Origin of the sequence: Hyphomonas adhaerens MHS-3 (assembly GCF_000685235.1) — a bacterium.
Classification (GTDB): domain Bacteria; phylum Pseudomonadota; class Alphaproteobacteria; order Caulobacterales; family Hyphomonadaceae; genus Hyphomonas; species Hyphomonas adhaerens.
On sequence record NZ_ARYH01000002.1, the window covers coordinates 68,019 to 92,271 of the forward strand.

Below are 24,253 nucleotides of genomic sequence, written 5' to 3' on the forward strand. Positions count from 1 at the left end.
TTCACTACGCTCCGCAACAACGACACAAAGGAAAAAGTGCCATGACATTCGATCCCTCGATCGGCGTTCCGGGGAAGCCTTGGGGTGAGGCGGAGCGTGACCAGTGGCGAGTGCTGCAAACCGCGCAGCGAAGCTATGCCGACGACGTTGTCTCCCGGATGGATGCGCTGGCCGAGCGGTTCGAGCGGGAAACATATGGCCAGATCGAATATGGCGCCGACACCTACGACCTCCATGCCTTTCGCGGCGGCGAGATGGACCCCGCGCTGCCAACCGCGCTCATAACAGGCGGTGTGCATGGCTATGAGACCAGCGGCGTCATGGGCGCGCTTGCCTTTCTTGAGCAATCCGCCGCGGCCTATGCCGGCCGGGTCAATCTTCTGGTGGCGCCTTGTGTGAGCCCGTGGGCCTATGAGCGCATCAACCGGTGGAATTACGACGCCGTGGATCCGAACCGCAATTTCCGGATGGACGGGCCCGCGCGCGAGGCAACGGCGCTGATGGAATGGGTGCGGTCCGCCGCAAGCGACTTCCTCCTCCATATCGACCTGCACGAAACGACAGACAGTGACGAGACCGAGTTCAGGCTGGCCCTGAGTTCGCGCGACGGCGTGGACCACGACCCGGGCCTCATCCCCGACGGGTTCTACCTGGTGGCCGACAGCGAGGATCCGCAGCTTGGGTTCCAGCAAGCCATCATCTCGGCCGTCGGGCAGGTGACCCATATTGCGCCGCCGGATGAGACAGGCGAGATCATCGGCTCACCCGTCATCGCGCATGGCATCATCGAATATCCGCTGGCGCAGCTGGCGCTGTGTGCGTCGATCACGAATGCGCGGTTCAAGACTACCACCGAAGTCTATCCTGACAGCCCGCGTGTCACGCCCGAAGACTGCAACCGGGCACAGGTGGCGGCCGTGTGCGCGGCGCTGGACTTTGCATTGGCTAACTGATCCCGCCTCATTCGGCAGGATATGCGCGACGATGACTGGCCCGTGCGGGGGTGCCCCCGGCGCGGCTAATCCGCCTCCGCAATTTCTACCGCAAACGGATCATCTGACGGATCGTCGTTCCAGAGATATTCTGCGACCTTGGCGACGTTCTCTGCCTTTTCCCGGCCTTCGATGTCTTCGATCAGGGCGATGGCCATGTCGATGCCGGCGGAGATGCCGGACGAGGTGACGTATTTCCCGTCCTCGACCCAGCGGGCGCTCGGTTGCCAGAGGACGTCGTCGTCCTGGCTGGTGGCGAAGGCCCAGGCCATCTTGTTCGAGGTCGCCTTCTTGCCATCGAGAATGCCGGCCTTGGCCAGCACGGCCGAGCCGGTGCAGACCGAGGTCGTGTACTGGGTGCCTTCATCCTGCTTGCGCAGGAAATCGAGCATGACGGGATTGTTCACTTCCGTGCGTGTTCCCATGCCGCCGGGGATCATGATGATGTCGAACTGGGGCGCATCCTCGAAGGAATAGTCGGTGACCGTGTCGATCCCCTGCGCCGATGCGATAACGCCGCCATGTTCCGAAACGGTGACGATGTCATAGTCATCGAGGCGTCCCCACATTTCGACGGGTCCGAAGACGTCCAGAGTCTCGAAGCGGGGGAAGAGGACGATGGCGAGCGTCTTCGTCTTGGCCTTTGCCTCCTTCGCCGGGGGCGCTGTCTGGGCGGACGCAGACGGCACGATTGCGAGGAGGGACAGCGCGGCGGCTGCAAGCAGGGGGGAAGGGGTCATTCTGTGATCTCCAATCTGCTGTAAGGCCTGCAGGTGAGCGGGCGGAAACGAAAGCCCTTTTCCCGTCTCAAGAGCCAAATTTCGGGGTCTCACCGCTCAAGCGGCAGCTGCGCCGGGATATTGGGCAGGCGGGGAGAAGCCGGACTGGTGACCGGACTGGCAAGTCTGCTGGCCCAGCCTGCCGGTTTTGGCCCGCTGAAAATCCCGCAGAACCCGCGTGGACACGCCGTTTTCCGTGTGACATAAGCCGCCCCTTCAGACACAGATCAGATGGCTGCCGGATGGGCATGACCGGGCCTGATCGCCAGAACGGATGAATGAACCGATGGAAGTGACCCAGACGAAGGCAGAAGGTCTCAGCCGCACCTTTGCCGTCAAGGTATCTGCAAGCGAACTGCAGTCCAAGCTCGACGCCCGGATTGAGGAAATCCGCCCGACCATGAACCTGAAGGGCTTCCGCCCCGGCAAGGTGCCTGCGTCGCACGTGCGCAAGATGTTCGGCCGCGACCTGATGGGCGAGATCATCGACAAGACCGTCAATGAGACCAACCAGCAAGCCATCGCGGACGCAGAGCTGCGCCCGGCCGGCCAGCCGGATGTGCACCTGGAAGGCGAGATTGAAGACGTGGTGAAGGGCGAGGCTGACCTCTCCTATCACATGCATGTCGACGTGATGCCGGAATTCGAGCCGGTGGACGTGAAGACGCTGAAAGTCACCCGCCCGGTTACCGAAGTGGCAGACGAGCAGGTCGACGAGGCGCTGAAAAACCTCGCCGAACAGAACAAGCAGTATGAACCGCGCGCCAAGACCGCCAAGGCAAAAGACGGCGACGCCGTCGTGGTGGACTTTGTCGGCAAGATCGATGGCGAGCCGTTTGATGGCGGCACCGCCGAGCAGCAGACCATCGTGATCGGCTCCGGCCGTTTCATTCCGGGCTTCGAAGAACAGCTCGTCGGTGTGAAGGCAGACGAGGAAAAGAACCTGGAAGTGAGCTTCCCGGAAGACTACCCGTCGCCGGACCTCGCAGGTAAAGCCGCCGTTTTCGAAACCAAGGTGCATGAAGTGCGTGCGCCGAAGGAAGCCGAAATCGACGACGAGTTCGCCAAGGGCCTCGGCCTCGAATCGCTGGAGCAGCTGACAGGCCTGATCAAGGACCAGCTGAAAGGCGAACTGGATCAGGCATCGCGCAGCAAAGCCAAGCGCGACCTGCTGGACCGTCTGGACGAAGCGCACAGCTTCGACCTGCCGCCCAACATGGTCGAAGCCGAATTCGGCCAGATCTGGGACCAGCTGCAGCGTGAAATGGATGCCGGCCGGGTCGATGACGAAGACAAGGAAAAGTCTGAAGACGACCTGAAGAAGGAATATCGCGAGATTGCCGAGCGCCGTGTGCGCCTTGGCCTCGTCCTCGCCGAGATCGGCCGTGTGAACAATGTGCAGATCACCGAGCAGGAAGTTCAGCAGGCCCTGATCCAGGAAGCCCGCCAGTATCCGGGGCAGGAACGTGAAGTCATCGAGTTCTTCCAGAAGAACCCGAACGCCATGGCCCAGCTTCGCGCCCCGATCTATGAGGACAAGGTCGTCGACTACATCCTCGGGAAAGCCGACGTGACCGACACGCCTGTGTCCCGCGAAGAGCTGTTCAAGGAAGACGAAGACTAAGGCTTCGTCCCACCTCACAGAAATTTAACGACGCCGGGCCCCAAAGCCCGGCGTTTTGCTGTCTGGAGAACTGTTGCGGAGCGGTGGGACCGGCTTGGTAAACCGCCTATTAACCGGGGCAGGCGAAGGTGCCTCGAATCGTTAATGAGGGGTTTCGGTTCCTATGAGCGTACAAGCCATCCGGCCGCAACTGACAGAGCAGGACATCCATCGTCTGATGAAGGGCGATACGCCGGAGCAGCGCGCTTCGGTGGCGCACCGGCTGTGCCGGCGCATCGCACTGGATGTGCTGAGCGAAGATGAGCGTAAATACGCCGAAGAGATCATGGCGATCCTGGCGGATGATGCGGCAGACCTGGTGCGGCGCACCTTGTCTGTCACGCTGCGCAATTCGCCGATCCTGCCGCGCGAGATCGCGCTGAAACTGGCGCAGGACATCGAGGCCGTTGCCATTCCGGTGCTGCAGGATTCGCCCGTCTTCACAGAAGAAGACCTGATTGAGCTGGTCCTGTCCGTGACGGCCGCCAAGCAGGCAGCGATTGCGGCGCGGGACAATATCTCTGTCACGCTGACGGAAGTGATTTCAGAGCACGGGCAGGTCGAGGCCGTCCGGGCGCTCTCATCGAACACCCATGCCGAGTTCACGGATCGCGCCTATGACGACACGCTGCGCCGCTTCGGCAGCGACGAGATCGTCCAGAAGGGCCTGATCCGGCGGGAATTCATCCCGACGCATATCGCAGAAAAGATGGTTTCGCTGGTGTCCGGCCAGCTGTTCGACATGCTGGTGAACCGTCACGAGCTGCCGGCGCAGATGGCCATCGACCTGGCTGCCGGGGCGCGCGAGCGGGCGACGATTGATCTGGTCGAGCAGGCCGGGCGGTCAAACGACCTCGTGCGGTTTGTCTCGCAGCTGAACCTCAACGGCCGTCTCAGCCATTCGCTGATCATGCGGGCGCTCTGCTGCGGCCAGATGCCGTTTGTCGAGCACGCGCTGGCGGAGCTGTCCGGTGTGGCGCACCAGCGTGTCTGGCTGATGATCCACGATGCAGGGCCGCTGGGCCTGCAGGCCGTGTTCGACCGGGCAGGCATGCCGCGCAAGATGCTGCCGGCGTTCAAGGCGGCGGTGAACGTGTTCCATGAGACCGCCTATGATGGCGGCCCCAATGACCGGGCGCGGTTCCGTGCGCGCATGATCGAACGCGTGCTGACGCAGTTCCAGGCGATCCCGAAGGACGACCTCGAATACCTGCTCGAAAAGCTGGATTACTATTCGGAGATGGCCGCCGCAGAGGAAGCCGGCGAGGCCGATACGGACGCCGCTTAAGCGTCTGTGCGCAGACGCGTACCGGCCGAGATGCCGAGGCGGCCAAGCTCGTCGGCGTCACGCCAGTTGGCGTTTTCCGCGATCACCAGAATACCGGCGCCGGCTGCGGTCTCACATGTTTCCATGAGCAGGTCGCAATCGAGGTTGCGGGCATCGACGCGCAGCGTGTCGATCAGCAGGCGCATGCCTTCGGCCAGCGGGGTCTGCCAGGATTTGCGCATGTCGACAGACACACGGAAGCCGTGACGGCGGAAATGGGCCACGCGGCTGGTGCAGTCGGCCGGGTCACCGGCAAAGGCCGTGTCCGTGAACTCAATGCAGAATTCCTGCTGGCAGAACACGCTGCGGCGCACCCGGGCATCGCAGGCGAGGGCCGTGTCCGGGTTGGCCAGCGCGGCAACGGGGGACGGGACGATAATGGGGCGGTGATCGTGGCGGAATTCGTGCGCGACGCTGGAAATCTCGCCGATCCGGTCAGCCACCCATTTGGCGGAATTTGATTCGCTGCGGCGGGCGGCGGCCGGGCCAAAGGACGGGCCGTCCTCGAAACAGAAGGGCAATTCCGCCGCCATGCCGAGGGCGTCGCCCGTCGCAAGGTCCAGGACCGGCTCGAACCGAACGGCCGGTGTTGGGAGTGTTTGGACGGAAGTTGTGGCCCAGGTCTGTTTCATAGTGTCCCGCTCGTGTGCTGTGTTGGTCTTGCCTTCCCTAAGGGTTGAGGTTGAAGATCACGCGTAAGAACAGAGGCACATTTCGATAAAATTTGCCCGATAGGGGGAACCACCATGGACAAGACGCCCGCTGAACCGAGGCTTTCTGCAACCATTCTGATGGTACGAGACGCGCCATCCGGGCCGCCGGAAGTCCTGATGGTCAAACGTCATTACGAGATTGATTTCGCAGCCGGTGCGCTGGTGTTTCCGGGCGGCAAGGCCAGCGCGGACGATTCACGGACCGAATGGGACGCCTATACCGACGGCGACTATGGTCCGGTGCAGCAGGATGCGCGGATTGCGGCTGTACGGGAGGCTTACGAGGAAAGCGGCCTGTTGCTGGCGCGCCACGCCTCAGCGCGCGGCCCGGGTGCGCCGCTGGTGGGCGCCGACATCGCCGACAAGCTGGCACCGCACCGCCACGCCGTGGACCGGGCGGAAATGAGCTTCCTGGAACTGATCCGGGAGCATGAGCTCGTGCTTGCGCTGGATAGCCTTGTCCATTTCGGTCACTGGATCACGCCGATCATGATGCCGAAGCGCTTCGACACGCATTTCTACATCGCGCCCGCGCCTGAAAACCAGATCGCCGCGCATGATGGCCGCGAGACAACGGACGCGGTTTGGCTGTCAGCCGAAGAGGCGCTGGCGCAGGAAGCCGATGGCCGGGCGACGATTATCTTCCCGACACGGATGAACCTGAAACGGATGACGTTAGCGACATCCGTCTCCGATGCCCTCGCGCGTTTCGGTGCCATGGATGTGCCAACGGTCCTGCCCAAGCCCGGAAAGGATGATGACGGCAACCCGTGCCTGTTCATTCCCGATGTCGAAGGCTACGGCCAGACGGTGGAGCTGTTGTCCAACGTCAAGGTCTGACTTGTCCGTTACAGGATGAATTTGGAGAGGTCGGCATCGGCGGCGAGGCCGCTGACGCGCTCGTTCACATAGTCGGCCGTGATGGTGATGGTTTCACCTTTTCTGTCCGGTGCTTCGAAGCTGATCTCGTCGAGCAGGCGTTCCAGAACGGTCTGCAGGCGGCGCGCGCCGATATTCTCGACGCTGTTGTTCACGGCCTCGGCCAGGTCTGCCAGCGTGTCGATCGCGGCGTCTTCAAAGATCAGCGTCACACCTTCTGCGGTCATCAGGGCTTCATACTGGCGGATCAGGCTCGCCTCGGGTTCGACCAGGATGCGCCGCAGGTCGTCCCGGGTCAGGGCGTCCAGTTCCACGCGGATGGGCAGGCGGCCCTGGAGTTCCGGCAACAGGTCTGACGGCTTGGAGACATGGAAGGCGCCAGACGCAATGAAGAGGATGTGGTCTGTCTTTACGGCGCCGCGCTTTGTAGACACGGTGGTGCCTTCAATGAGGGGCAGCAGGTCGCGCTGGACACCTTCACGGCTGACATCGGCGCCGCCACGCTCTGACTTGGCGGCGATCTTGTCGATCTCATCGAGGAAGACAATGCCGTCCTGCTCGACGGCATGGATGGCTTCGCGGGTGATGCTTTCCTCGTCCAGCATCTTGTCGGCTTCTTCGTCCAGCAGGGGCTTGTAGGCTTCCTTCACCGTGGTGCGGACGCGCTTGGTGCGGCCGCCCATGGCCTTACCGAGCATGTCGGACAGATTGATCATGCCCATGGAGCCGCCTTGTCCCGGCAGGTCGAACATCTGCATCGGGCCGCCGGTTTCCGGCATGTCGATGTCGACTTCCTTGTCGTCCAGTTCGCCTTCACGCAGTTTGCGGCGGAAGACTTCGCGGGTGGAGGATTGTGCATCCTCGCCGACGAGTGCGTCCAGCAGGCGTTCCTCAGCGGCGTCCGTTGCCGATTGCTGAACCCCGACGCGTTTTTGCTCCCGGATCATGCCGACGGCGCTCTCGACCAGATCGCGAATAATCTGTTCCACATCGCGGCCGACATAGCCCACCTCTGTGAACTTGGTGGCCTCGACCTTCAGGAAGGGGGCATTTGCCAGACGGGCGAGGCGGCGGGAGACTTCCGTCTTGCCGACGCCGGTCGGCCCGATCATCAGGATATTCTTGGGGGTAATCTCGCCTTGCAGGTTTTCCGGGGCCTGCTTGCGGCGCCAGCGGTTGCGCAGGGCAATGGCGACGGCGCGCTTGGCGCCGGTCTGGCCAACAATGTGGCGATCGAGTTCAGCGACGATTTCGCGGGGGGTAAGTTCTGTCATGTGGTGTCCGGGTCCGGTCAGATGTCGAGTGTTTCGACCGTGAAATTGCCATTGGTGTAGACGCAGATGTCGGCAGCAATCTGCATGGCCTTGCGGCCAATCGTTTCGGCGTCGTCTTCATAGTCGATCAGGGCGCGTGCAGCGGAGAGGGCATAATTGCCACCGGAGCCGACGGCGACGACGTTGTATTCAGGTTCCAGCACGTCGCCGGACCCGGTCAGCACGAGCGTGACCTCCTTGTCTGCGACGATCAGCAGGGCTTCAAGTTTCTGGAGGTATTTCTCTGTGCGCCAGTCCTTGGCGAGTTCCACGGCGGCGCGGGAGAGTTGGCCATTGTGCCGCTCCAGCTTGGATTCCAGCCGTTCGAACAGGGTGAAGGCGTCCGCCGTCGCCCCGGCAAACCCTGCCAGGATCTTGCCGTCACCCAGGCGGCGCACCTTGCGGGCGTTGCCTTTCATGACGGTCTGTCCCATGGACACCTGACCATCGGACAGCATGACGAGTTTGTTGTTCTTGCGAACGGCCAGAATGGTCGTGCCATGCCAGCCGGGTGAAGCGGGATCAGATGTGCCAGTCATGCGGCAGATGTGGACGCTCAGGCCTTCCGGTGCAAGGAGTCGGCTGGGCCGCAATGTCGGCACGTTTTGTCACATAAGTGTCGCGGCACTCCAGTAAGGGGAGCACAGCTGACAGTTGAACGAGGACTGGATGCTCTCGCAACTAGGCCACCTTCCAATGGATTTCCTGCTCCTCGCGGCGGCAGTGGCGCTCGCATCCTTTGGATTCATTGCGGGACGCCTGCGCGCGGAGCAGTTTTCGTTCTCCGGTGACATCCATCCCAACTCCCGCCCGAACGCCCATGGATACTTCGTCCTGATGTGGAGCCTGGTGCCGGTTGTGCTGGTTGCGCTCGGCTATGTCTTCTTCAGCGAGGGCACGTCGCGGGCGATTCTGCGAAGTGAGCTGCCGGACGGCTTTTCCATCCTCACACCCGGAGAACTGACCACCTATCTCGACACGGTGGCGCGCGCGGCCCGTATGCCGGACTTCCTGAGCGGCGAGCGGGTGTTCGACACAGTGACCGAGCGGTATGGCGAGATCCGCGGGACGGTGAACATTGTCACGCTGGCCATCGCCATGGGCCTGTCGCTGGCGGGCATGTTCTTCGCGCGGCGGTGCCTGTCGCCGGCGTTCCGGGCGCGCCAGCATGTCGAAAGCGGCATTGAGTGGTTCCTGTTCCTGTGCGCGGCGCTCGCCATCGCGACAACGGTGGGCATCGTTGCCTCGCTCGTTTTCGAAAGCCTGCGCTTCTTTGCGGAAGTCCCGGTCTGGGATTTCCTGCTTGGGACACGCTGGAACGCCCAGACCAGCGCCGAGTTCGGAGCGCTGCCCCTGTTCTTCGGCACGTTCATGATTTCCTTCTTCGCGATGGTCGTGGCTGCGCCGGTCGGCCTGTTCGCGGCGATTTACCTGTCGGAATATGCCAGCCGGCAGGTGCGGTCGATCATCAAGCCGGTGCTCGAAGTGCTGGCGGGGATCCCGACGGTTGTTTACGGCTTCTTCGCGCTTCTGGTGATCGCGCCGGCCGTGCGGTCCATTGCGCTCTGGATCAACCAGTTGCTGATCGCCTGGGGCATTGCGGATGGCGCTGTGCTGGCGGCCCAGCCGACCAGCGCCCTGGCCGCCGGGATCGTCATGGGGATCATGGTGATCCCGTTTGTGTCCTCGCTCTCCGACGATGTGATCCGCGCGGTGCCGCAGTCCCTCAGGGACGGGGCCTATGCGATGGGCGCCACCAAGGCGGAAGCGGTCCGGCAGGTTGTGGTGCCGGCGGCGTTGCCCGGCATCATCGCGGCGTTGCTGCTGGCTGTGTCTCGCGCGATCGGAGAGACGATGATCGTCGTCATGGCGGCGGGCCAGCGCGCGCAGATCTCTCCCGATCCGACCTCGGATCTTACGACCATTACGGTCCAGATCGTTTCATTGCTGACCGGCGAATCCGAGTTCGACAGCCCGAAGACGCTCTCCGCCTTTGCGCTTGGCCTTGTTCTCTTCATCATCACGCTTTTGTTCAATCTCGTCGCCATCAACGTCGTGAAGCGGTTCAGGGAAAAATATGAGTGATCCGGCCGCCTCCCCATTCGCCAATGAACGGGCGTTGAAACGGCTTCGCCGCCGGCGCGCGGCTGACCGCCGGTTCAAATGGTATGGCCGCATGGCAATCGGCTTTGCGCTTGCGGCGCTGACTCTGCTGTTGGCGTCGATCGCGACACAGGCGGTCTCGGCGGCGACCTATCACGTCGTGTCGTTCGACCTCGATTTCGACGAGCAAACGTTCGGCGAGGCGAAGCCAGGTGACCCGCCACAGGTCGACAAGGTCTATGGCCTTGTGCGGGCGGACCTGCTGGCCCAGTTCCCCGAAACCGCTGGCAGCCGGCCGCTGAGGCATGAATTGACGGCCCTGATCACCCGGCTTGCCGTCCTGCCAGTCGCGCGGGAACTGGCGCGAAAGCCGGGCGAAGTCGGGACGGTGCGCCGCGTTGAACTGCCCCTGTCGGACGATCTGGACCTTTACCTGAAGGGCGCCAACGCCCGGCACCTGACGGTTCCCATCGGCCGCGTCGAGGCGAAGGCAGCGGACGGTGTCGTGACCGTCAAAGCCGAGGACGCGTTCAACCGCCTGATCGCGGCGGTGTCCCTCGAAGGGATCGAGGCCTCCGGCGCCCCCGATACGGGATCCATCCTCATGACGGCAGGCCGGTCGACGATCAAGCTGTCCGCACTTGGCCAGTCCTCGGCAACCGGCAGGCTCCTGACGGGCAGCCTGCAGGACTTCCAAACCAATCCTGTGCGCGCGCGGCTGATTCCATCGCCCGAAACCGAACGGACGGTGAGCGACCGCCAGATTGCATGGCTACTGGCCCTGAAAGCTGAGGGGCGGGTGTCACGTGTGCCGCACTGGAGCCTGCTGACCCATACCGACAGCACCCAGCCGGAACTGGCCGGAACGCTGGCCGCGATTGTCGGTTCGCTGCTGACCTTGCTGGTCACCGCGTCGCTGGCCATTCCGGTCGGGATCCTGGCCTCCATCTACCTGGAAGAATTTGCCCCGCGGAACCGGGTCACCGGCCTGATCGAAGTGAATATCAACAATCTGGCCGCCGTGCCGTCGATCGTGTTCGGTCTGCTGGGGGCCGCCGTATTCCTCGGGGCATTCGGACTGCCTCGGTCTGCGCCCGTGGTCGGCGGGCTGGTACTGGCATTGCTGATCCTGCCTGTGGTGATCATCGCGTCGCGCGCCGCGCTGACAGCGGTGCCGCAGTCGATCCGGGATGCGGCCTTCGCCATCGGGGCCTCCCGCATGCAGACGGTTTTCCATCATGTCATGCCATTGGCTGCGCCGGGCATGCTGACGGGGGCCATTCTCGGCATGGCGCGTGCACTGGGTGAAACGGCGCCCTTGCTTCTGATCGGGATGGTCGCATTTGTGGCGGAAGTCCCGCGTGGCCCGACAGATGAAGCGACGGCGCTGCCGGTGTTGATCTATTCCTGGGCCACTCAGGCCGAACGGGCGTGGGAACCCATGACGGGCGCGGTCATTTTGATCCTGCTCGCCTTCCTGATAGCGATGAACGGCGTGGTTGTGTTCCTGCGCCGGAAATTCGAGCGGAGATGGTGATGGACGGTACACTCGGAGAAGATGCGACGATGCCGAAGGGTGTCCTGCCGGACGCGCCTGAGGCGTCCGTGCGCATGTCTTGCCGCAACATCAATGTCTTCTACGGAGACAAGCAGGCGATCTACGACGTCTCGCTTCAGATTGCCGACCGCTCTGTCACTTCGCTGATCGGGCCGTCGGGGTGCGGGAAATCGACCTTCCTGCGTTGCCTGAACCGGATGAACGACACGATTGAAGGCTGCCGTGTCGAAGGTGAAATCATGATGGAAGGGAAGGACATTAACTCCCCGTCCATCGACCCCGTCCTTTTGCGGTCGCGTGTCGGCATGGTGTTCCAGAAGCCGAACCCGTTCCCGAAGTCGATCTATGAAAACATTGCCTATGGCCCCCGCATTCACGGGCTGGCCCAGGGGCGGGAGGACATGGACGAGATCGTGGAGAAAAGCCTTCGCCGCGCCGGCCTTTGGGAAGAAGTGAAAGACCGTCTCAACCTTGCCGGCACCAGCCTGTCCGGCGGCCAGCAGCAAAGGCTGTGCATCGCCCGTGCGATTGCCGTGCGTCCGGAAGTGATCCTGATGGACGAGCCGTGTTCCGCGCTTGATCCGATTGCCACGGCGCGGATCGAGGAGCTGATTGACGAGCTGCGCAAGCGCTACTGCATCATCATCGTGACCCATTCCATGCAACAGGCGGCGCGCGTGTCCCAACGGACCGCATTCTTCCACCTTGGTGCCCTGGTTGAAGTGGGCGACACAGACCAGATTTTCACAAGTCCCCGTGACCGCCGCACGGAAGACTATATCACGGGACGCTTCGGATAAGACGCCATGTCAGACCATATTGTATCAGCCTTCACCGAAGAACTGGAACGTCTGTCTGCAGACATTCTGCGTATGGGCGGTATCGTTGAGGAGATGATCGGCGATTCCTGCCGCGCCGTTCTTCATGACGACCTCGAACTGGCCACCCAGGTGATCGACCGCGATCCGCAGGTTGACCGGATGGAGGCTGAAGTCGAGCGCCAGATCGTCAGCCTTATCGCACGGCGCCAGCCCATGGCGCACGATTTGCGGTCCGTCTTTGCCGCCCTGAAAGTGTCGGGCGAACTGGAGCGGATCGGCGACCTGTCCAAGAATATCGGAAAGCGCGCGCTGAATCTCGATGCCGCCGTCCTTCCGGCGATGCGGAGTGGGGTCGCCCGCATGGCCGGGCCGGTATCGCGACAATTGCACAACGTGCTCAATGCCTATGCATCGGGTAATGCGGCAGAAGCAAAAGCTGTCTGGGAAACCGACGATGAAATCGACCAGCACTATAACGCCTTGTTCCGCGAAATGCTGACCTACATGATCGAAGACCCGCGTTCGATCAGTGGTGGGGCGCATATGCTGTTCATGGCGAAGAATCTTGAGCGGATCGGCGATCACTGCACCAATATCGCTGAATTTGTCTTCTTTCAGATCACGGGCGAAAACCTGGTGCAGCAGGACCGGCCGAAACTTTGAGCACCCGAACGGTGTTTGCCAGGAGTATGACATGAAACCTTATGTGCTGATCGCAGAAGACGAGAGTGCCGTCTCGGAGCTTCTTCAATACAATCTGAAGCGCCAGGATTATGAGGTCGCGATTGCCAATGATGGCGAGGAAGCCTTGCTGATGATGGAGGAGCGGGCGCCGGACCTGCTGCTGCTTGACTGGATGCTGCCGAAAGTCAGCGGCATTGAAGTCTGCCGCCGGGTGCGCAGTGGCGGGGTCAATCCGAACCTTCCGATCATCATGCTGACGGCGCGCGGGGAAGAGAGCGACCGGATCCGCGGGCTTGATACGGGTGCGGACGATTATGTCACCAAACCGTTTTCCACGACGGAGCTGATGGCGCGGGTGCGGGCCGTTCTGCGCCGCATCCGTCCGGGGCTGCGGGACGACAAGGTGATTGTCGGAGATATCGAGATCGACCGTGTGGAGCACCGGGTGACCCGTAACGGCAACGATATTCATCTGGGGCCGACGGAATTCCGCCTGCTCGATTACTTCATGCAGCATCCGGGACGGGTTTTCTCGCGTGAGCAGTTGCTCGACACGGTGTGGGGCTCTGACGTCTATGTCGAGCTGCGCACGGTGGACGTGCATGTGGGGCGCCTGCGCAAGGCGCTCCGGCAGACCGGGGGTGACGATCCAATTCGCACCGTCCGTTCTGCCGGCTACGCGCTGCGGGCTGACTAGAAGAGTTCTTCCAGGAACAGCTTGAGGCTGGCGAAACTGCGCCGGTCGGCATCGGCGTTATAGACCGTGCCCATGTTCATGTCGTTCGCGCCGAGAGTCGTGAAGGCGTGGTAGGACTGGCCGTGGGCATGCATTTGCCAGTCGGCACCTGCAGCGCCCATTTCCTTGGCGATCGCCAGGACATCGGCCGGCGGGGCCATCGGGTCCAGCCAGCCGTGTTCGATCAGCACTTTTGCGCTGATCTTCGGAGACGGAATGTTGTCGGCCGGGTTGAACAGGCCGTGGAACGAGGCGACGCCGAGCAGGTCCATGCCAGCGCGGGCCATGTCCAGCACGCAGAGGCCGCCGAAGCAGAAGCCGATGGCGGCTGTCTTAGAGGCATCGACGCCCGGCTGGGCCTTTGCAGCGGCAAGGCCGCCGGCGAGGCGCTTCTGGAGTTCCGCCCGGTCGCCGACCAGCGGGTTCATCAGGGCCTGGTTTTCTTCGACGGTGGTGCCACGCTTGCCTTTTCCATAAACGTCCATGGCGAATGCGGCATAGCCAAGTTCATTGGCGACACGGCCTGCTTTCTGGATTTCGTTCTCGCCAAGGCCCGCCCAGGCATGTGCGATGGCCACGACAGGCAGGTTGGTCTTGCCTTCCGGGGCAAGGAAATAGCCCTCATAGGTCTGGCCATCCACGGTGTAGTCGACTGCGGTCATGTTGAAATCCTCTCTTTCTGATGGGGCATTCATAGAGAGGCTGCGCCACGCCAATCAAGGGCAATGGCGATTAGTATGCGGATTCTAGACTTTTTCCTTATCTCTGGCGTCATGGACAAACCCGTTAGGAGTAATTCCCATGGCTAAAGATAAAAAAACGAAAGCCAAGAAGGCCAAAAAGTCTGACACCCGCGTCAAGGCGGAGCAGGTCGGCAAGGCCATCGAAGCCCAATCGGCCGAGATGGCTCACAAGATCTGGCTCGCTGGCGTTGGTGCCTATGGCAAGGCCTATGACAAGGCGCTTGCGAATGCCAACACCTTCAACAAGCAGTCGACTGAATTGTTCGATGAACTGGTGAAGCGCGGCGAAAAGATTGAAACCGACGTGAAGACCCGCTTCTCGGAAGACGAGCGCGTGACCAAGGCAACCAAAACGGTCGCCAAGGCCAATGCGGCCGCCCGTCAGTTTCAGGCTGAGGCCTATGACCGGTTCGAAGCCCGTATGGAACGCATGCGTGATCTGCTGGGCGTGAAACAGGTGAGCGAGCAGACCTCGAAACTGGCAACCAAGATCGACAAGCTCGAGGACGAAGTTGCCGAGACGGTCGCCAAATCAAAGGACCGGCTGAGCAAAGTGGACCTCAAGGCCCGCATTGCACGCCTTTCGGCCGAGATCGAAGCCGTCGCTGGTGAAACCGGTGCGGATATCGCCAAGACGGCCAAGAAGGCTGCTGGCAAGACCTCCAAGGCCATGAAGGCCGCAATGGCTGCGCCGGAAGCCTCCGATGATCTCTCGCAGATCACAGGGGTTGGCCCGGCCATGGTGAAAAAGCTGAACGATGCCGGCATCTACAGCTTTGCCCAACTGGCCGCGCTGAAAAAGGCCGATGCTGAAGCGCTCGACGCGAAGATCGGTGCCCGTGGCCGCGTTGTCCGGGATGGCTGGGTCAAGCAGGCCAAGGCCCTCGCAAAGTAATCAGGGCAGGCGGGCCGCTGTAAGGGCGGCCCGCCGCTATGTCCTGTTGGCTTCGTAGTGCGAGATCATCCGGGAGAGAGCGTCGAACCCGTTCTCGCCCATGTACGGAACGATCAGGCACATGACCTGGAACACGGTCTTGTGGATCAGGGCGGCGCCTTCAAGATTGCTCCGGTTCATTGCGTCGGCTTCCAGCCAGAATGTCAGCGACATCATGATCTGGTCGGTCAGCGCCTCACTCAGGCGGGGATCTATCGTCAGGACGTCGGCTTTGCCGAGATCAGCCAGGACGTTGTGGATCGTCGTGCGCTGTTCAGCGACAAGGGAGCGAAAACGGCTGGCGAGGTCCGGATAGCGGTCAAGCAATACGCCGAGGTTCCGGTAGAAGAAGCGGAAATCGTAGATCTCTTCGAGGATGATGTAGAGATAAACCCAATTGTCTTCGATGGAGGTGACCTGTCCGCGTGAACCGCGCAGGATGACCCGCATCTCTTCCTCGAAGGCGTCGAACAGGGCCCGGATGATCGCGTCCTTGCCCTTGAAATGGTAATAGAGGTTGCCGGGGCTGATGCCCAGAGCATTGGAGATGTCGACAGCCGTCTGCTGCGCTTCGCCTTCATCATTGAAGAGAAGCAAGCTGACATGGAGGATGCGATCACGTGTCTTCATTGGCTTGAAGGCGGAGTTTGACACGCAATTCTGACTATGAAACGAATTTTCTTTCAAAGTTTACAAGTAACTCTTTCCTCGAATGAAAGAGACATAAAGATAAACAAGAGCTGGCGGGCGTTAAGTACATGCTCTCTGGCAGTCTCGGGGAGGGACGAATGACGACGCCGAAGGATGAAATCGCCAAAAGTGCGGCCGAAACCACGCTGGCCATCAACCCGCTTATGGGCGGGATCAATCGTGAGGAATTGCTGGGCGCTGTGGCGATGATGCTGCGTTCGACCATGACGAACCCGGTCACAACCGCAAAATCCGCCTCAAAGATCGCCAAGGAAAATGCCAGCATCCTGCTCGGCAAGTCCAAACGGAAGGCCGATCCGAAAGATCGCCGGTTCCGTGATCCGGCATGGGAACATAACCCTTTCTACCGGCGCGGCATGCAGGCCTATCTGGCAACGCAGGAACACCTGAACGACTGGGTGTCCGACCTGAAGATGACCGAACTGGAGCATGCGCGGGCCAAGTTCGTCATGGGCATGATCACGGATGCTCTGGCCCCGACCAATTCTCTTATTGGTAATCCGGCCGCCACCAAGCGTGTCGTCGACTCGGGTGGGTTGTCGCTCCTCAAGGGATTGAAGAATGCCTACACGGACCTGACCAAAAATGGCGGCATGCCAAGCCAGGTCGACAAACGGCCTTTCAAGGTGGGCGAGAATCTCGCCGTGTCCGAAGGGCAGGTGATCTGGAAGAACGAGATGCTGGAGCTGATCCAGTACGCCCCGACGACGGAGAAAGTGCATCGCACGCCGATCCTGATCATCCCGCCACAGATCAACAAATATTATGCGATGGATTTGTCGCCCGTCACGTCGATGGTGCAATTCCTGCTCGCCACGGGACAGCAGACATTTGTGGTGTCGTGGCGCAACCCGAAGCGTGAAAATGCTGACTGGGGGATGCAGGAATATATCGACAGTCTGATTCAGGCGAGCGAAGTCGTCCGTCAGGTGACAAAGTCCAAAAAAATAAATGTCTCCGGAGCCTGTTCCGGCGGAATCACGACGGCCACCCTTGCCAGCCTGTTCGCAGCGGCGGGAGACGACCGGATCAATTCCATCACATTCATGGTCTGTGTGCTGAACCCGCAGAAGGACGATAGTGAGCTGGGCCAGATTGTTTCTGATGGAAGCCTGGAAATCGCACGATCCTATTCCAAGAAGAAGGGGATCCTGAAGGGCGACGACCTTGCGCGCATGTTCGCATGGATGCGGCCGAACGACCTGATCTGGAACTATGTGGTCAACAACTACCTGATGGGTGAGGACCCGGCGCCGTTCGACGTCCTCTACTGGAACAACGACTCCACCAATCTTCCGGCGCAGTTGCACTCGGACTATCTGGACCTCGGGCTGAACCAGCCCTTCGACCATCCGGGCGAATACGAAGTGGCCGGGCATATGCTGGACATGTCAAAAGTCACGGCGGACGCTTTTGTCGTTGCCGGACTTACGGATCACATCACACCCTGGAAGGCCTGTTACCGTACGGCTGGTTTGCTCGGATCGGAGAATGTCGAGTTCATTCTGTCGTCCAGCGGCCACATCCAGTCTCTGCTCAACCCGCCGGGAAACCCCAAGGCAAAAATGTTCCGGAATCCAAGTATTGCGCCGACCGCGGATGAGTGGGCCGCCGGTGCAACGGAAGAAGCCGGCAGCTGGTGGCCGGTCTGGGGCGAATGGTTGAAGGAGCGCTCAGGTGCACTGAAAACTGCACCAAAGGCTTGCGGGAGTGAGGCTTTCCAGCCTCTTTACCCCGCACCGGGCCATTACGTCTTCGACGAATAGGGCCCGGCAGGATGATAGCGGAAGTGTCAGGCATGCCCGAACAACGCCCACAGATTACCATGCAGGACGTGGATGGACTGCAGCTGCGGACGGCTTTCTGGCCGGCCAGGGAAGCCAAAGGCAACCTGCCGCTGCTGTTTTTCAATGGTATCGGGGCCAACCTGGAGCTGACCCAGGGGCTTGGAGACATGTTCCCTGACCGGGATGTCATCACCTTCGATGTGCCGGGTGTCGGCAAAAGCCCGGTCACGCAGTGGCCCTACCGGCCGTGGATGCTCGCCCGCTGGGCGCGCAAGCTGCTGGACCAGTTTCATATCGACGAAGTCGATGTGATGGGGGTTTCGTGGGGCGGCGCCCTGGCGCAGCAATTTGCCTTTCAGTACCGCAACCGCGTCGGCAAGCTGATCCTGTGTGCCACGAGTGCCGGCATGACCATGATCCCGGGCCGTCCGAAATCCTTGTCGAAAATGGTCGATGCCCGGCGCTACACAGACCCCGAATTCATGCGTGAAAGCTTCAGTGCGCTGTATGGCGACGCGGTGGACGGGGAAGTGGGGCGGCATATCGACAACCTGCTGCCGCCGGATCCGCGCGGTTATTTCTACCAGTTGCTCGCCTTCATCGGTTGGTCGAGCCTGCCATTCATCCGCTTCATGAAGATGCCGTCACTGGTGATTATGGGCGACGAAGACACGATTGTACCGGTTGCGAACGGGCACATCCTGCGCATGGGATTGCCGAAGTCGCGCCTGCATGTCGTCGAAGGCGGCGGACACCTGTTCCTCGTGACCCGCGCAGCCGAAACGGCGGAAATCATCCGCGAGTTTCTGGATGCCCCCGAAGAACTTGCTGACGTCGCAGCCTGACCTCAGGCATTCGCGACTTTCAACTCCACGCGTTCTTCCAGCGCTTCACAGACCGCGTCTGCGATGGAAAGCCCGTCGCTGCCCTGTCCAATGGAATTGAATGCCGCGCGGCAGGCTTCGACATGAAGATTGATCAGCGCAGCATTCTCGCCGGGGCGGGTCTCGGTCAGCAGGCGGCTGAGAGAGCCGCACAGCCGGGCAATCGCGGGGTAGCCATATGAATTGGCTGCGCCCTTGATGTTGTGGGCTGCGGTGAAAACCGCGCGGTAGTCTTCCGCGGTTGCGTCTGCGCCGCGGGCGACGGTCCAGGCGCGGACCAGCGCGTCCAGATCACCGCGCATCCAGGCCTCGAACTGGCCGGACAGCGAGTCGACGGCATCTTCGGCAAGGCTGCCCAGAATTTCCGTGCCGACTCTGTCCGATCCCATGGTGTCCGGTTCCATGGTGTCCGGCTCATGCGTTTCGATCGGGATCTCTGCGGCTTGGCGCGTCTGGACCGGGGCGGCTGGTTTGATCACGCGGCCGATGTCGATGGTGACTTCGGCGGTGTTGGTATTCGATGATTTACGCCGGGTCGGCAGGGCGGTCAGCAGATTCTTGAACATTGGGCACTCCTGAGCGCTCAATAAACCGTCCAAGCCTTAAAAATATCCTAGGAAATCAGAAGCCGAACTGTTCCCGGAGAATGCGTTCATCCAGGGCATGACCGGGGTCGAACAGCATGGTCAGCCGTTTGCTGCGATCGGCCTCGACCCGGACGGTGGCGATGTCCCGCACCTCCTGGTTGTCGGCAGCGGCGGCAACGGGGCGGCGGTCCGGCGCGATGACTTCGATGATCACTTTTGCATCGTGGCGAAGCAGCGCGCCGCGCCACCGGCGGGGGCGGAAGGCGCTGACCGGCGTGAGCGCCAGCAAATTGGCCCCGATCGGCAGGATCGGGCCATGAGCGGAGAGGTTGTAAGCGGTCGAACCGGCCGGCGTCGCGACCATGACGCCATCACACGAGAGTTCCTCCATGCGCACCTTGCCATCCACCGTGATGCGGAGCCGGGCCGTCTGGGCCGTTTCGCGGAACAGGGACACTTCGTTGATCGCAAGGGCCGTGTGTTCCTGGCCATGAAAATCGGTCGCCACCATGCTGAGCGGGATGATCTGGGCCCGTTCCGCGGCGTTGACGCGTTCAACTAGGTCATCTTCCCGGTATTCGTTCATCAGGAAGCCGATCGTGCCCCGGTTCATGCCGTAAACGGGCTTTGAATCGCCAAAGCGGCGGCGCAACGAATCCAGCATGGCGCCATCCCCCCCAAGCGCGACAACGACGTCAGCCTCGGCTTCACTGTGCTGTCCATAGCGCTGAACAAGCGTGGGCAGGGCGGCCTGGGCTTCAGGACGTTTGGAGGCGAAAAAGGCAAAACGAAGTGAACTCATCGGACCCATGTGGTTGAGGTTCCGCAGCGGCGTCAAGACGTCGGTTTGCAAGTGAGCGGCCAAGCGTGACGGAGGCGTCAGCTTTGGAGTGGCGAAGGCTGGGCTTTTGGGCTAAGTTGCCCCCAAGAACAAAGGGAGACAGAGACATGGCCGACGGCAACCAGAAGGTCGAAATCCGCAATGCGGTGAGCGCAGAAGAGTGGCAGGCGCGTGTGGACCTTGCGGCGCTTTACCGTCTGACGGCCATGTATGGCTGGGACGACATGATTTTCACCCACATCTCCCACCGCGTGCCGGGGCCGGAGCACCACTTCCTGATCAACCCCTATGGCTATTTCTTCGAAGAGATCACCGCATCTTCGCTGGTGAAGGTCGATCTGGACGGCAACATCGTTCAGGAAACCGATTCCATGATCAATCCGGCGGGCTTCACGATCCATTCGGCCATCCACGCTGCCCGCGAAGACGCAAAATGCGTGATGCACGTACATACGGATCAGGGGGTGGCGGTGTCTGCCCAGAAGGAAGGCCTGTTGCCGCTCAGCCAGACGGCCATGACGGTGCGCGAAGACGTCGCCTACCATGATTATGAAGGCATCGCGCTCGACCTGGACGAGCGGGACCGCCTGGTGGCCGATCTGGGCCCGAAGAAGCACTCCATGATCCTGCGCAACCATGGCACGCTGACCTGCGGGGAAACCGCTGCGATGACCTTCACGCGCATGTTCTTCCTTGAGCGTGCCTGCACCATGCAGGTCATGGCCCTCTCGGCCGGACGTGACGGGGTGATCGAATGCGGTGAGTCGCTGCAGGACAAGGTGGCCGGGCAGGGCGGCCTGACAAAGGAAAGCTCCGGCATGGCTATGCTGTCCCAAAAGCTGGTCTGGCCGGCGCTTCTGCGGAAACTGGACCGTGAATATCCGGGTTATGACGCCTAAGTAGTCTCCCGGATGCGACAAAAGCGGCGAAAACGCTATCAGCCCATTAAATGTCGCTTCGGAAGCGTCTAAGTAATTTCACGGAGCTTACGAGGGATAAGCATTATGAAACACCTGAAGGCCTTTGAGGATGCCCTCGGCAATATTCATTCTGAGGGACGCTACCGCGTCTTTATTGACCTGCAGCGTCATAAAGGACGGTTCCCGAAGGCGACGGCGCGCTTCGAAGACGGCGAGCGCGAAGTAACCATCTGGTGTTCGAACGATTACCTGGGCATGGGTCAGGACGACGACGTCATCAATTCCATGCACGATGCAATCGACAGCTTCGGGGCCGGGTCTGGTGGCACGCGCAATATTTCCGGCACGACCCGCTATCATGTCGAACTTGAGCGTGAACTCGCTGACCTTCACGAGAAGGAAGCGGCACTGCTCTTCACCTCCGGCTATGTGTCCAACGACGCGACCCTGTCGACACTCGGCAAGATCATGAAAGACCTGATCATCTATTCCGATCAGCTCAATCATGCCTCGATGATCGAGGGCATTCGCCGTTCGGGCGCTGATTACCGCGTGTTCCGTCACAATGACGTGGATCACCTGCGGTCCCTTCTGGAGAATGACGATTCGGACCGTCCGAAAGTGATCGCATTCGAGAGCGTCTACTCCATGGACGGCGATTTCGGCCGCATGAAGGAGATCTGCGACCTGGCCGATGAGTTCAATGCGCTGACCTACCTGGATGAGGTGCATGCTGTCGGCATGTACGGTCAGGAAGGCGCGGGTGTGGCGCAGATGCTGGGCGTTGCCGATCGGATCGACATTGTCGAAGGCACGCTTGGCAAAGCGTTCGGTGTGATGGGTGGCTATATCGCGTCCAAGGCGACCGTCATTGATGCCATCCGTTCGATGGCGTCCGGCTTCATCTTCAGCACGTCGACCTGTCCGGTGATGGCAGCCGGCGCACTGGCCAGCATCCAGAAGCTGCGTACCGACGAGGGCCGCAAACTGCGCGCCATCCATCAGGCCAAGGCCGCAGAATTGAAGCAGAAGTTCCGCGATGCAGGCTTGCCGGTGATGGACTCGCCGTCACACATCGTGCCGCTGCTGGTGGGCGATCCGGAGCGTTGCAAGGCCCTGTCCGACACGTTGCTGTTCGACTTCGGCATTTATGTTCAGCCGATCAATTACCCGACCGTGCCGCGCGGCACCGAGCGTCTGCGCTTCACGCCAAGTCCGGTGCACGACGCCGTCATGATGGACGAGCTTGTCGAGGCGATCCTGGCGGTCTGGAAGCAGCTCGGCCTCGATAAGGCCGCCTGATTCAGCGTGTGATCAATCGAATTTGAATGGGATAGGCGCCTTCAGGGCGCCTATTTCTTTTTCTTGCCCAGCCCGATGTTCTTGGCGTGCTTCGAGCGCAGTTTGGCATAATTCGGCGCGACCATCGGGTAATCTGCCGGCAGGTTCCATCGCTCGCGGTATTCTTCTGGTGTCATCGAGTACCGGGACCGCAAGTATCGACGCAACATCTTCAGTTTGCGGCCGTCTTCCAGGCAAATCAGGAAGTCTGGCGTGATGGACTTTGAAATTGGCACGGCCGGGGAAAGGGCTTCCGCATCCGCTGACTCTCCGTCTGAGATGGATGAAATCGCGTCATGCACCGAACGGATCAGATCGGGCAGGTCGGAAGCCGGAACTGTATTGTGTGAAACGTAGGACGAGACGATGTCTGTCGTCATGCCCAGCACGTCAACCTGCTTCAGTTCACCCATCTTGCCACCACCGTTATTTTTGTAATGCTACGGTAATTGGAAACATACTGTCACGAAGAGCACGGGAAGACCAGAAGTTCGTAAGTATTTACGCACGATTACCCATAATACACCAAACAAGATTGAGAAAACCTGGCGTCTGTTATGCGGGATTGTCCAGTTGCGAGGGCGCGGCTCTGCGCGTAAACAGCGCACGGAAAGCAGGAGATTCCCATGGCAGACACCGCCCCGACCCAACGGTTTGATACCAGCGGTTTCTTTTCAACCGGTCTTGAGGACAGCGATCCGGAAGTTTTTGCCGCGATCGGCAAGGAGCAGGGGCGCCAGCAGCACGAAATCGAGTTGATTGCTTCGGAAAACATTGTTTCCAAAGCCGTGCTTGAAGCGCAGGGGTCCGTCCTCACCAACAAATACGCCGAAGGCTACCCCGGACGCCGCTACTATGGTGGCTGTGAGTTCGTCGACATCGCCGAGAATCTCGCGATCGACCGGGCCAAGCAACTTTTCAATTGCGGGTTCGCCAATGTGCAGCCGAATTCCGGCAGCCAGGCGAACCAGGGTGTGTTCCAGGCGGTTCTGAAGCCGGGCGATACGATCCTCGGCATGAGCCTCGATGCCGGTGGCCACCTGACCCATGGTGCCCCACCCAACCAGTCGGGAAAATGGTTCAACGCCGTTCAGTATGGCGTGCGCCGCGAGGATGACCGTATCGATTTCGAACAGGTTGAGCGCCTGGCCAAAGCACATCGTCCACAACTGATCATTGCCGGCGGTTCCGCCTATCCGCGTGAAATCGACTTTGCCCGTTTCCGCGCAATTGCCGATGAGGTTGGTGCGATCTTCATGGTCGACATGGCGCACTTCGCCGGCCTCGTTGCCGGCGGGGCGCATCCGAACCCGCTGGACTTTGCCGATGTGGCGACAACGACCACGCACAAGACACTGCGCGGCCCGCGCGGCGGCATGATCCTGACCAATGACGAAAAGCTGGCCAAGAAGATCAATTCAGCCATCTTCCCCGGTATTCAGGGCGGACCGCTGATGCATGTGATCGCAGCGAAGGCCGTCGCGTTCGGCGAAGCGCTCCAGCCGTCCTTCAAGGACTATGCAGCGCAAGTCGTGACCAATGCCCGCGCAATGGCCGCCGCCGCCAAGGCAAGCGGTCTGGATGTCGTGTCCGGCGGAACGGACACACATGTCGCGCTGATCGACCTGCGCCCGAAAAAGGTAACCGGCAAGGATGCGGAAGCCGCGCTCGGCCGTGCCTACATCACCTGCAACAAGAACGGTGTGCCGTTCGATCCGGAAAAGCCGACCATCACGAGCGGTATCCGTGTCGGATCACCGGCCGGTACGACCCGTGGTTTCGGGGAAGCGGAATTCACCCAGATCGGCACATGGATCGGCGAAATCGTGGATGCTGTTGCGAGCGGTGAAAGTACGGCTACGGAAGACCGTATCCGTGAGGACGTCAAAGCGCTTACGGCGCAGTTCCCCATTTATGGTGGCCTGGGAGGCTGATCG

General features: G+C 61.0%; 24 protein-coding genes. 15 read left to right on the forward strand and 9 right to left on the reverse strand.

The genetic code is table 11. The features are described from left to right. Positions 1–41 precede the first annotated feature (41 nt). A complete protein-coding gene (locus HAD_RS12455; protein WP_035572296.1) occupies positions 42–953 on the forward strand; it encodes a M14 family metallopeptidase in 912 nt (303 codons plus the stop codon). Between the two features lie 65 nt (positions 954–1,018). Here the strand turns inward: HAD_RS12455 and HAD_RS12460 are convergent, their stop codons facing one another. Then, a complete protein-coding gene (locus HAD_RS12460) occupies positions 1,019–1,732 on the reverse strand; it encodes a DJ-1/PfpI family protein (RefSeq protein ID WP_084331958.1) in 714 nt (237 codons plus the stop codon). A 325-nt stretch (positions 1,733–2,057) separates the two neighbouring features. Here HAD_RS12460 and tig point away from each other — a divergent pair, with 325 nt between their 5' ends. Together tig and spbR are read left to right on the forward strand one after the other, a co-directional pair. After that, positions 2,058–3,395, forward strand: coding sequence for a trigger factor (tig, locus tag HAD_RS12465; protein WP_035572828.1), 1,338 nt, complete (start codon positions 2,058–2,060; stop codon positions 3,393–3,395). Positions 3,396–3,558: 163 nt separating this feature from the next. Next, positions 3,559–4,722 (forward strand): SpbR family protein, encoded by a 1,164-nt coding sequence (gene spbR, locus HAD_RS12470; RefSeq protein ID WP_035572299.1) that lies wholly within the window; start codon positions 3,559–3,561, stop codon positions 4,720–4,722. Here the strand turns inward: spbR and HAD_RS12475 are convergent. After that, the gene (locus tag HAD_RS12475) at positions 4,719–5,393 is read right to left on the reverse strand and encodes an EAL domain-containing protein (protein ID WP_035572301.1); all 675 of its coding nucleotides are present in this window, start codon (positions 5,391–5,393) and stop codon (positions 4,719–4,721) included. The two genes, spbR and HAD_RS12475, sit on opposite strands and share 4 nt — an antisense overlap. A gap of 114 nt (positions 5,394–5,507) precedes the next feature. Between HAD_RS12475 and HAD_RS12480 the strand changes: the two genes are divergently transcribed. Next, positions 5,508–6,314 (forward strand): NUDIX hydrolase, encoded by an 807-nt coding sequence (locus HAD_RS12480; protein WP_035572304.1) that lies wholly within the window; start codon positions 5,508–5,510, stop codon positions 6,312–6,314. Between the two features lie 8 nt (positions 6,315–6,322). Here HAD_RS12480 and hslU read toward each other — a convergent pair whose 3' ends face one another. Together hslU and hslV are read right to left on the reverse strand one after the other, a co-directional pair. Then, positions 6,323–7,627: an ATP-dependent protease ATPase subunit HslU gene (gene hslU / locus HAD_RS12485; protein WP_035572306.1), complete on the reverse strand. Its 1,305-nt coding sequence runs from the start codon at positions 7,625–7,627 to the stop codon at positions 6,323–6,325. Positions 7,628–7,644: 17 nt separating this feature from the next. Further along, entirely contained in the window at positions 7,645–8,205 is a 561-nt protein-coding gene (hslV, locus tag HAD_RS12490) for an ATP-dependent protease subunit HslV (RefSeq protein ID WP_035572308.1), read from the reverse strand. Positions 8,206–8,362: 157 nt separating this feature from the next. Between hslV and pstC the strand changes: the two genes are divergently transcribed. The 5 genes from pstC to phoB are packed head-to-tail and all read left to right on the forward strand — an operon-like array spanning position 8,363 to position 13,529. Further along, on the forward strand, positions 8,363–9,751 hold the full coding sequence (gene pstC, locus HAD_RS12495) for a phosphate ABC transporter permease subunit PstC (RefSeq protein ID WP_241765365.1): 1,389 nt from the start codon (positions 8,363–8,365) through the stop codon (positions 9,749–9,751). Continuing rightward, positions 9,744–11,306, forward strand: coding sequence for a phosphate ABC transporter permease PstA (gene pstA / locus HAD_RS12500; RefSeq protein ID WP_035572310.1), 1,563 nt, complete (start codon positions 9,744–9,746; stop codon positions 11,304–11,306). The genes pstC and pstA overlap by 8 nt, the downstream gene beginning before the upstream one ends. A gap of 29 nt (positions 11,307–11,335) precedes the next feature. Further along, on the forward strand, positions 11,336–12,127 hold the full coding sequence (gene pstB, locus HAD_RS12505) for a phosphate ABC transporter ATP-binding protein PstB (RefSeq protein ID WP_051596329.1): 792 nt from the start codon (positions 11,336–11,338) through the stop codon (positions 12,125–12,127). A gap of 6 nt (positions 12,128–12,133) precedes the next feature. Beyond that, positions 12,134–12,811, forward strand: a complete 678-nt coding sequence (gene phoU / locus HAD_RS12510) for a phosphate signaling complex protein PhoU (protein ID WP_035572313.1) — start codon at positions 12,134–12,136, stop codon at positions 12,809–12,811. A 31-nt stretch (positions 12,812–12,842) separates the two neighbouring features. Then, positions 12,843–13,529 (forward strand): phosphate regulon transcriptional regulator PhoB, encoded by a 687-nt coding sequence (gene phoB, locus HAD_RS12515; RefSeq protein WP_035572315.1) that lies wholly within the window; start codon positions 12,843–12,845, stop codon positions 13,527–13,529. On the opposite strand, the gene HAD_RS12520 is transcribed toward phoB, so the two are convergent. Beyond that, on the reverse strand, positions 13,526–14,230 hold the full coding sequence (locus HAD_RS12520) for a dienelactone hydrolase family protein (protein WP_035572317.1): 705 nt from the start codon (positions 14,228–14,230) through the stop codon (positions 13,526–13,528). The two genes, phoB and HAD_RS12520, sit on opposite strands and share 4 nt — an antisense overlap. Before the next feature lie 139 nt (positions 14,231–14,369). On the opposite strand from HAD_RS12520, the gene HAD_RS18080 reads away from it, so the two are divergent. After that, positions 14,370–15,206, forward strand: a complete 837-nt coding sequence (locus tag HAD_RS18080) for a phasin family protein (RefSeq protein WP_051596267.1) — start codon at positions 14,370–14,372, stop codon at positions 15,204–15,206. Between the two features lie 36 nt (positions 15,207–15,242). Here the strand turns inward: HAD_RS18080 and HAD_RS12530 are convergent, their stop codons facing one another. Further along, a complete protein-coding gene (locus HAD_RS12530; protein ID WP_051596268.1) occupies positions 15,243–15,875 on the reverse strand; it encodes a TetR/AcrR family transcriptional regulator in 633 nt (210 codons plus the stop codon). A 158-nt stretch (positions 15,876–16,033) separates the two neighbouring features. Between HAD_RS12530 and HAD_RS12535 the strand changes: the two genes are divergently transcribed. Both HAD_RS12535 and HAD_RS12540 read left to right on the forward strand, forming a co-directional pair. Further along, positions 16,034–17,722, forward strand: a complete 1,689-nt coding sequence (locus HAD_RS12535) for an alpha/beta fold hydrolase (protein WP_035572320.1) — start codon at positions 16,034–16,036, stop codon at positions 17,720–17,722. 32 nt (positions 17,723–17,754) lie between these two features. Then, positions 17,755–18,588, forward strand: coding sequence for an alpha/beta fold hydrolase (locus HAD_RS12540; protein WP_035572323.1), 834 nt, complete (start codon positions 17,755–17,757; stop codon positions 18,586–18,588). A 2-nt stretch (positions 18,589–18,590) separates the two neighbouring features. Here the strand turns inward: HAD_RS12540 and HAD_RS18085 are convergent, their stop codons facing one another. Next, positions 18,591–19,193 carry an Hpt domain-containing protein gene (locus HAD_RS18085; RefSeq protein WP_051596269.1) on the reverse strand — a complete coding sequence of 201 codons (603 nt, stop codon included), beginning with the start codon at positions 19,191–19,193 and terminating at the stop codon, positions 18,591–18,593. A 55-nt stretch (positions 19,194–19,248) separates the two neighbouring features. Then, positions 19,249–20,016, reverse strand: a complete 768-nt coding sequence (locus tag HAD_RS12550) for an NAD kinase (protein ID WP_084331985.1) — start codon at positions 20,014–20,016, stop codon at positions 19,249–19,251. 146 nt (positions 20,017–20,162) lie between these two features. Here HAD_RS12550 and HAD_RS12555 point away from each other — a divergent pair, with 146 nt between their 5' ends. Continuing rightward, complete coding sequence (locus HAD_RS12555) at positions 20,163–20,954, forward strand: class II aldolase/adducin family protein (RefSeq protein ID WP_035572329.1); 792 nt, start codon at positions 20,163–20,165, stop codon at positions 20,952–20,954. A gap of 105 nt (positions 20,955–21,059) precedes the next feature. Beyond that, a complete protein-coding gene (gene hemA, locus HAD_RS12560) occupies positions 21,060–22,277 on the forward strand; it encodes a 5-aminolevulinate synthase (protein WP_035572332.1) in 1,218 nt (405 codons plus the stop codon). Between the two features lie 50 nt (positions 22,278–22,327). Here hemA and HAD_RS12565 read toward each other — a convergent pair whose 3' ends face one another. Next, the gene (locus tag HAD_RS12565) at positions 22,328–22,729 is read right to left on the reverse strand and encodes a Ros/MucR family transcriptional regulator (RefSeq protein WP_035572335.1); all 402 of its coding nucleotides are present in this window, start codon (positions 22,727–22,729) and stop codon (positions 22,328–22,330) included. Positions 22,730–22,942: 213 nt separating this feature from the next. Here HAD_RS12565 and glyA point away from each other — a divergent pair, with 213 nt between their 5' ends. Continuing rightward, positions 22,943–24,250 carry a serine hydroxymethyltransferase gene (glyA, locus tag HAD_RS12570; RefSeq protein ID WP_035572337.1) on the forward strand — a complete coding sequence of 436 codons (1,308 nt, stop codon included), beginning with the start codon at positions 22,943–22,945 and terminating at the stop codon, positions 24,248–24,250. Positions 24,251–24,253: the final 3 nt, after the last annotated feature.

Coding starts and splice junctions, on each gene's coding strand:
- hslU (WP_035572306.1), bottom strand. CDS start 7,627: ATGACAGAACTTACCCCCCGCGAAATCGTCGCTGAACTCGATCGCCAC.
- HAD_RS12565 (WP_035572335.1), bottom strand. CDS start 22,729: ATGGGTGAACTGAAGCAGGTTGACGTGCTGGGCATGACGACAGACATC.
- tig (WP_035572828.1), top strand. CDS start 2,058: ATGGAAGTGACCCAGACGAAGGCAGAAGGTCTCAGCCGCACCTTTGCC.
- pstB (WP_051596329.1), top strand. CDS start 11,336: ATGCCGAAGGGTGTCCTGCCGGACGCGCCTGAGGCGTCCGTGCGCATG.
- spbR (WP_035572299.1), top strand. CDS start 3,559: ATGAGCGTACAAGCCATCCGGCCGCAACTGACAGAGCAGGACATCCAT.
- HAD_RS18080 (WP_051596267.1), top strand. CDS start 14,370: ATGGCTAAAGATAAAAAAACGAAAGCCAAGAAGGCCAAAAAGTCTGAC.
- HAD_RS12455 (WP_035572296.1), top strand. CDS start 42: ATGACATTCGATCCCTCGATCGGCGTTCCGGGGAAGCCTTGGGGTGAG.
- hemA (WP_035572332.1), top strand. CDS start 21,060: ATGAAACACCTGAAGGCCTTTGAGGATGCCCTCGGCAATATTCATTCT.
- HAD_RS12520 (WP_035572317.1), bottom strand. CDS start 14,230: ATGACCGCAGTCGACTACACCGTGGATGGCCAGACCTATGAGGGCTAT.
- HAD_RS18085 (WP_051596269.1), bottom strand. CDS start 19,193: ATGTTCAAGAATCTGCTGACCGCCCTGCCGACCCGGCGTAAATCATCG.
- HAD_RS12555 (WP_035572329.1), top strand. CDS start 20,163: ATGGCCGACGGCAACCAGAAGGTCGAAATCCGCAATGCGGTGAGCGCA.
- hslV (WP_035572308.1), bottom strand. CDS start 8,205: ATGACTGGCACATCTGATCCCGCTTCACCCGGCTGGCATGGCACGACC.
- glyA (WP_035572337.1), top strand. CDS start 22,943: ATGGCAGACACCGCCCCGACCCAACGGTTTGATACCAGCGGTTTCTTT.
- HAD_RS12480 (WP_035572304.1), top strand. CDS start 5,508: ATGGACAAGACGCCCGCTGAACCGAGGCTTTCTGCAACCATTCTGATG.
- HAD_RS12535 (WP_035572320.1), top strand. CDS start 16,034: ATGACGACGCCGAAGGATGAAATCGCCAAAAGTGCGGCCGAAACCACG.
- pstC (WP_241765365.1), top strand. CDS start 8,363: ATGGATTTCCTGCTCCTCGCGGCGGCAGTGGCGCTCGCATCCTTTGGA.
- phoB (WP_035572315.1), top strand. CDS start 12,843: ATGAAACCTTATGTGCTGATCGCAGAAGACGAGAGTGCCGTCTCGGAG.
- pstA (WP_035572310.1), top strand. CDS start 9,744: ATGAGTGATCCGGCCGCCTCCCCATTCGCCAATGAACGGGCGTTGAAA.
- HAD_RS12530 (WP_051596268.1), bottom strand. CDS start 15,875: ATGAAGACACGTGATCGCATCCTCCATGTCAGCTTGCTTCTCTTCAAT.
- HAD_RS12540 (WP_035572323.1), top strand. CDS start 17,755: ATGCCCGAACAACGCCCACAGATTACCATGCAGGACGTGGATGGACTG.
- phoU (WP_035572313.1), top strand. CDS start 12,134: ATGTCAGACCATATTGTATCAGCCTTCACCGAAGAACTGGAACGTCTG.
- HAD_RS12550 (WP_084331985.1), bottom strand. CDS start 20,016: ATGAGTTCACTTCGTTTTGCCTTTTTCGCCTCCAAACGTCCTGAAGCC.
- HAD_RS12460 (WP_084331958.1), bottom strand. CDS start 1,732: ATGACCCCTTCCCCCCTGCTTGCAGCCGCCGCGCTGTCCCTCCTCGCA.
- HAD_RS12475 (WP_035572301.1), bottom strand. CDS start 5,393: ATGAAACAGACCTGGGCCACAACTTCCGTCCAAACACTCCCAACACCG.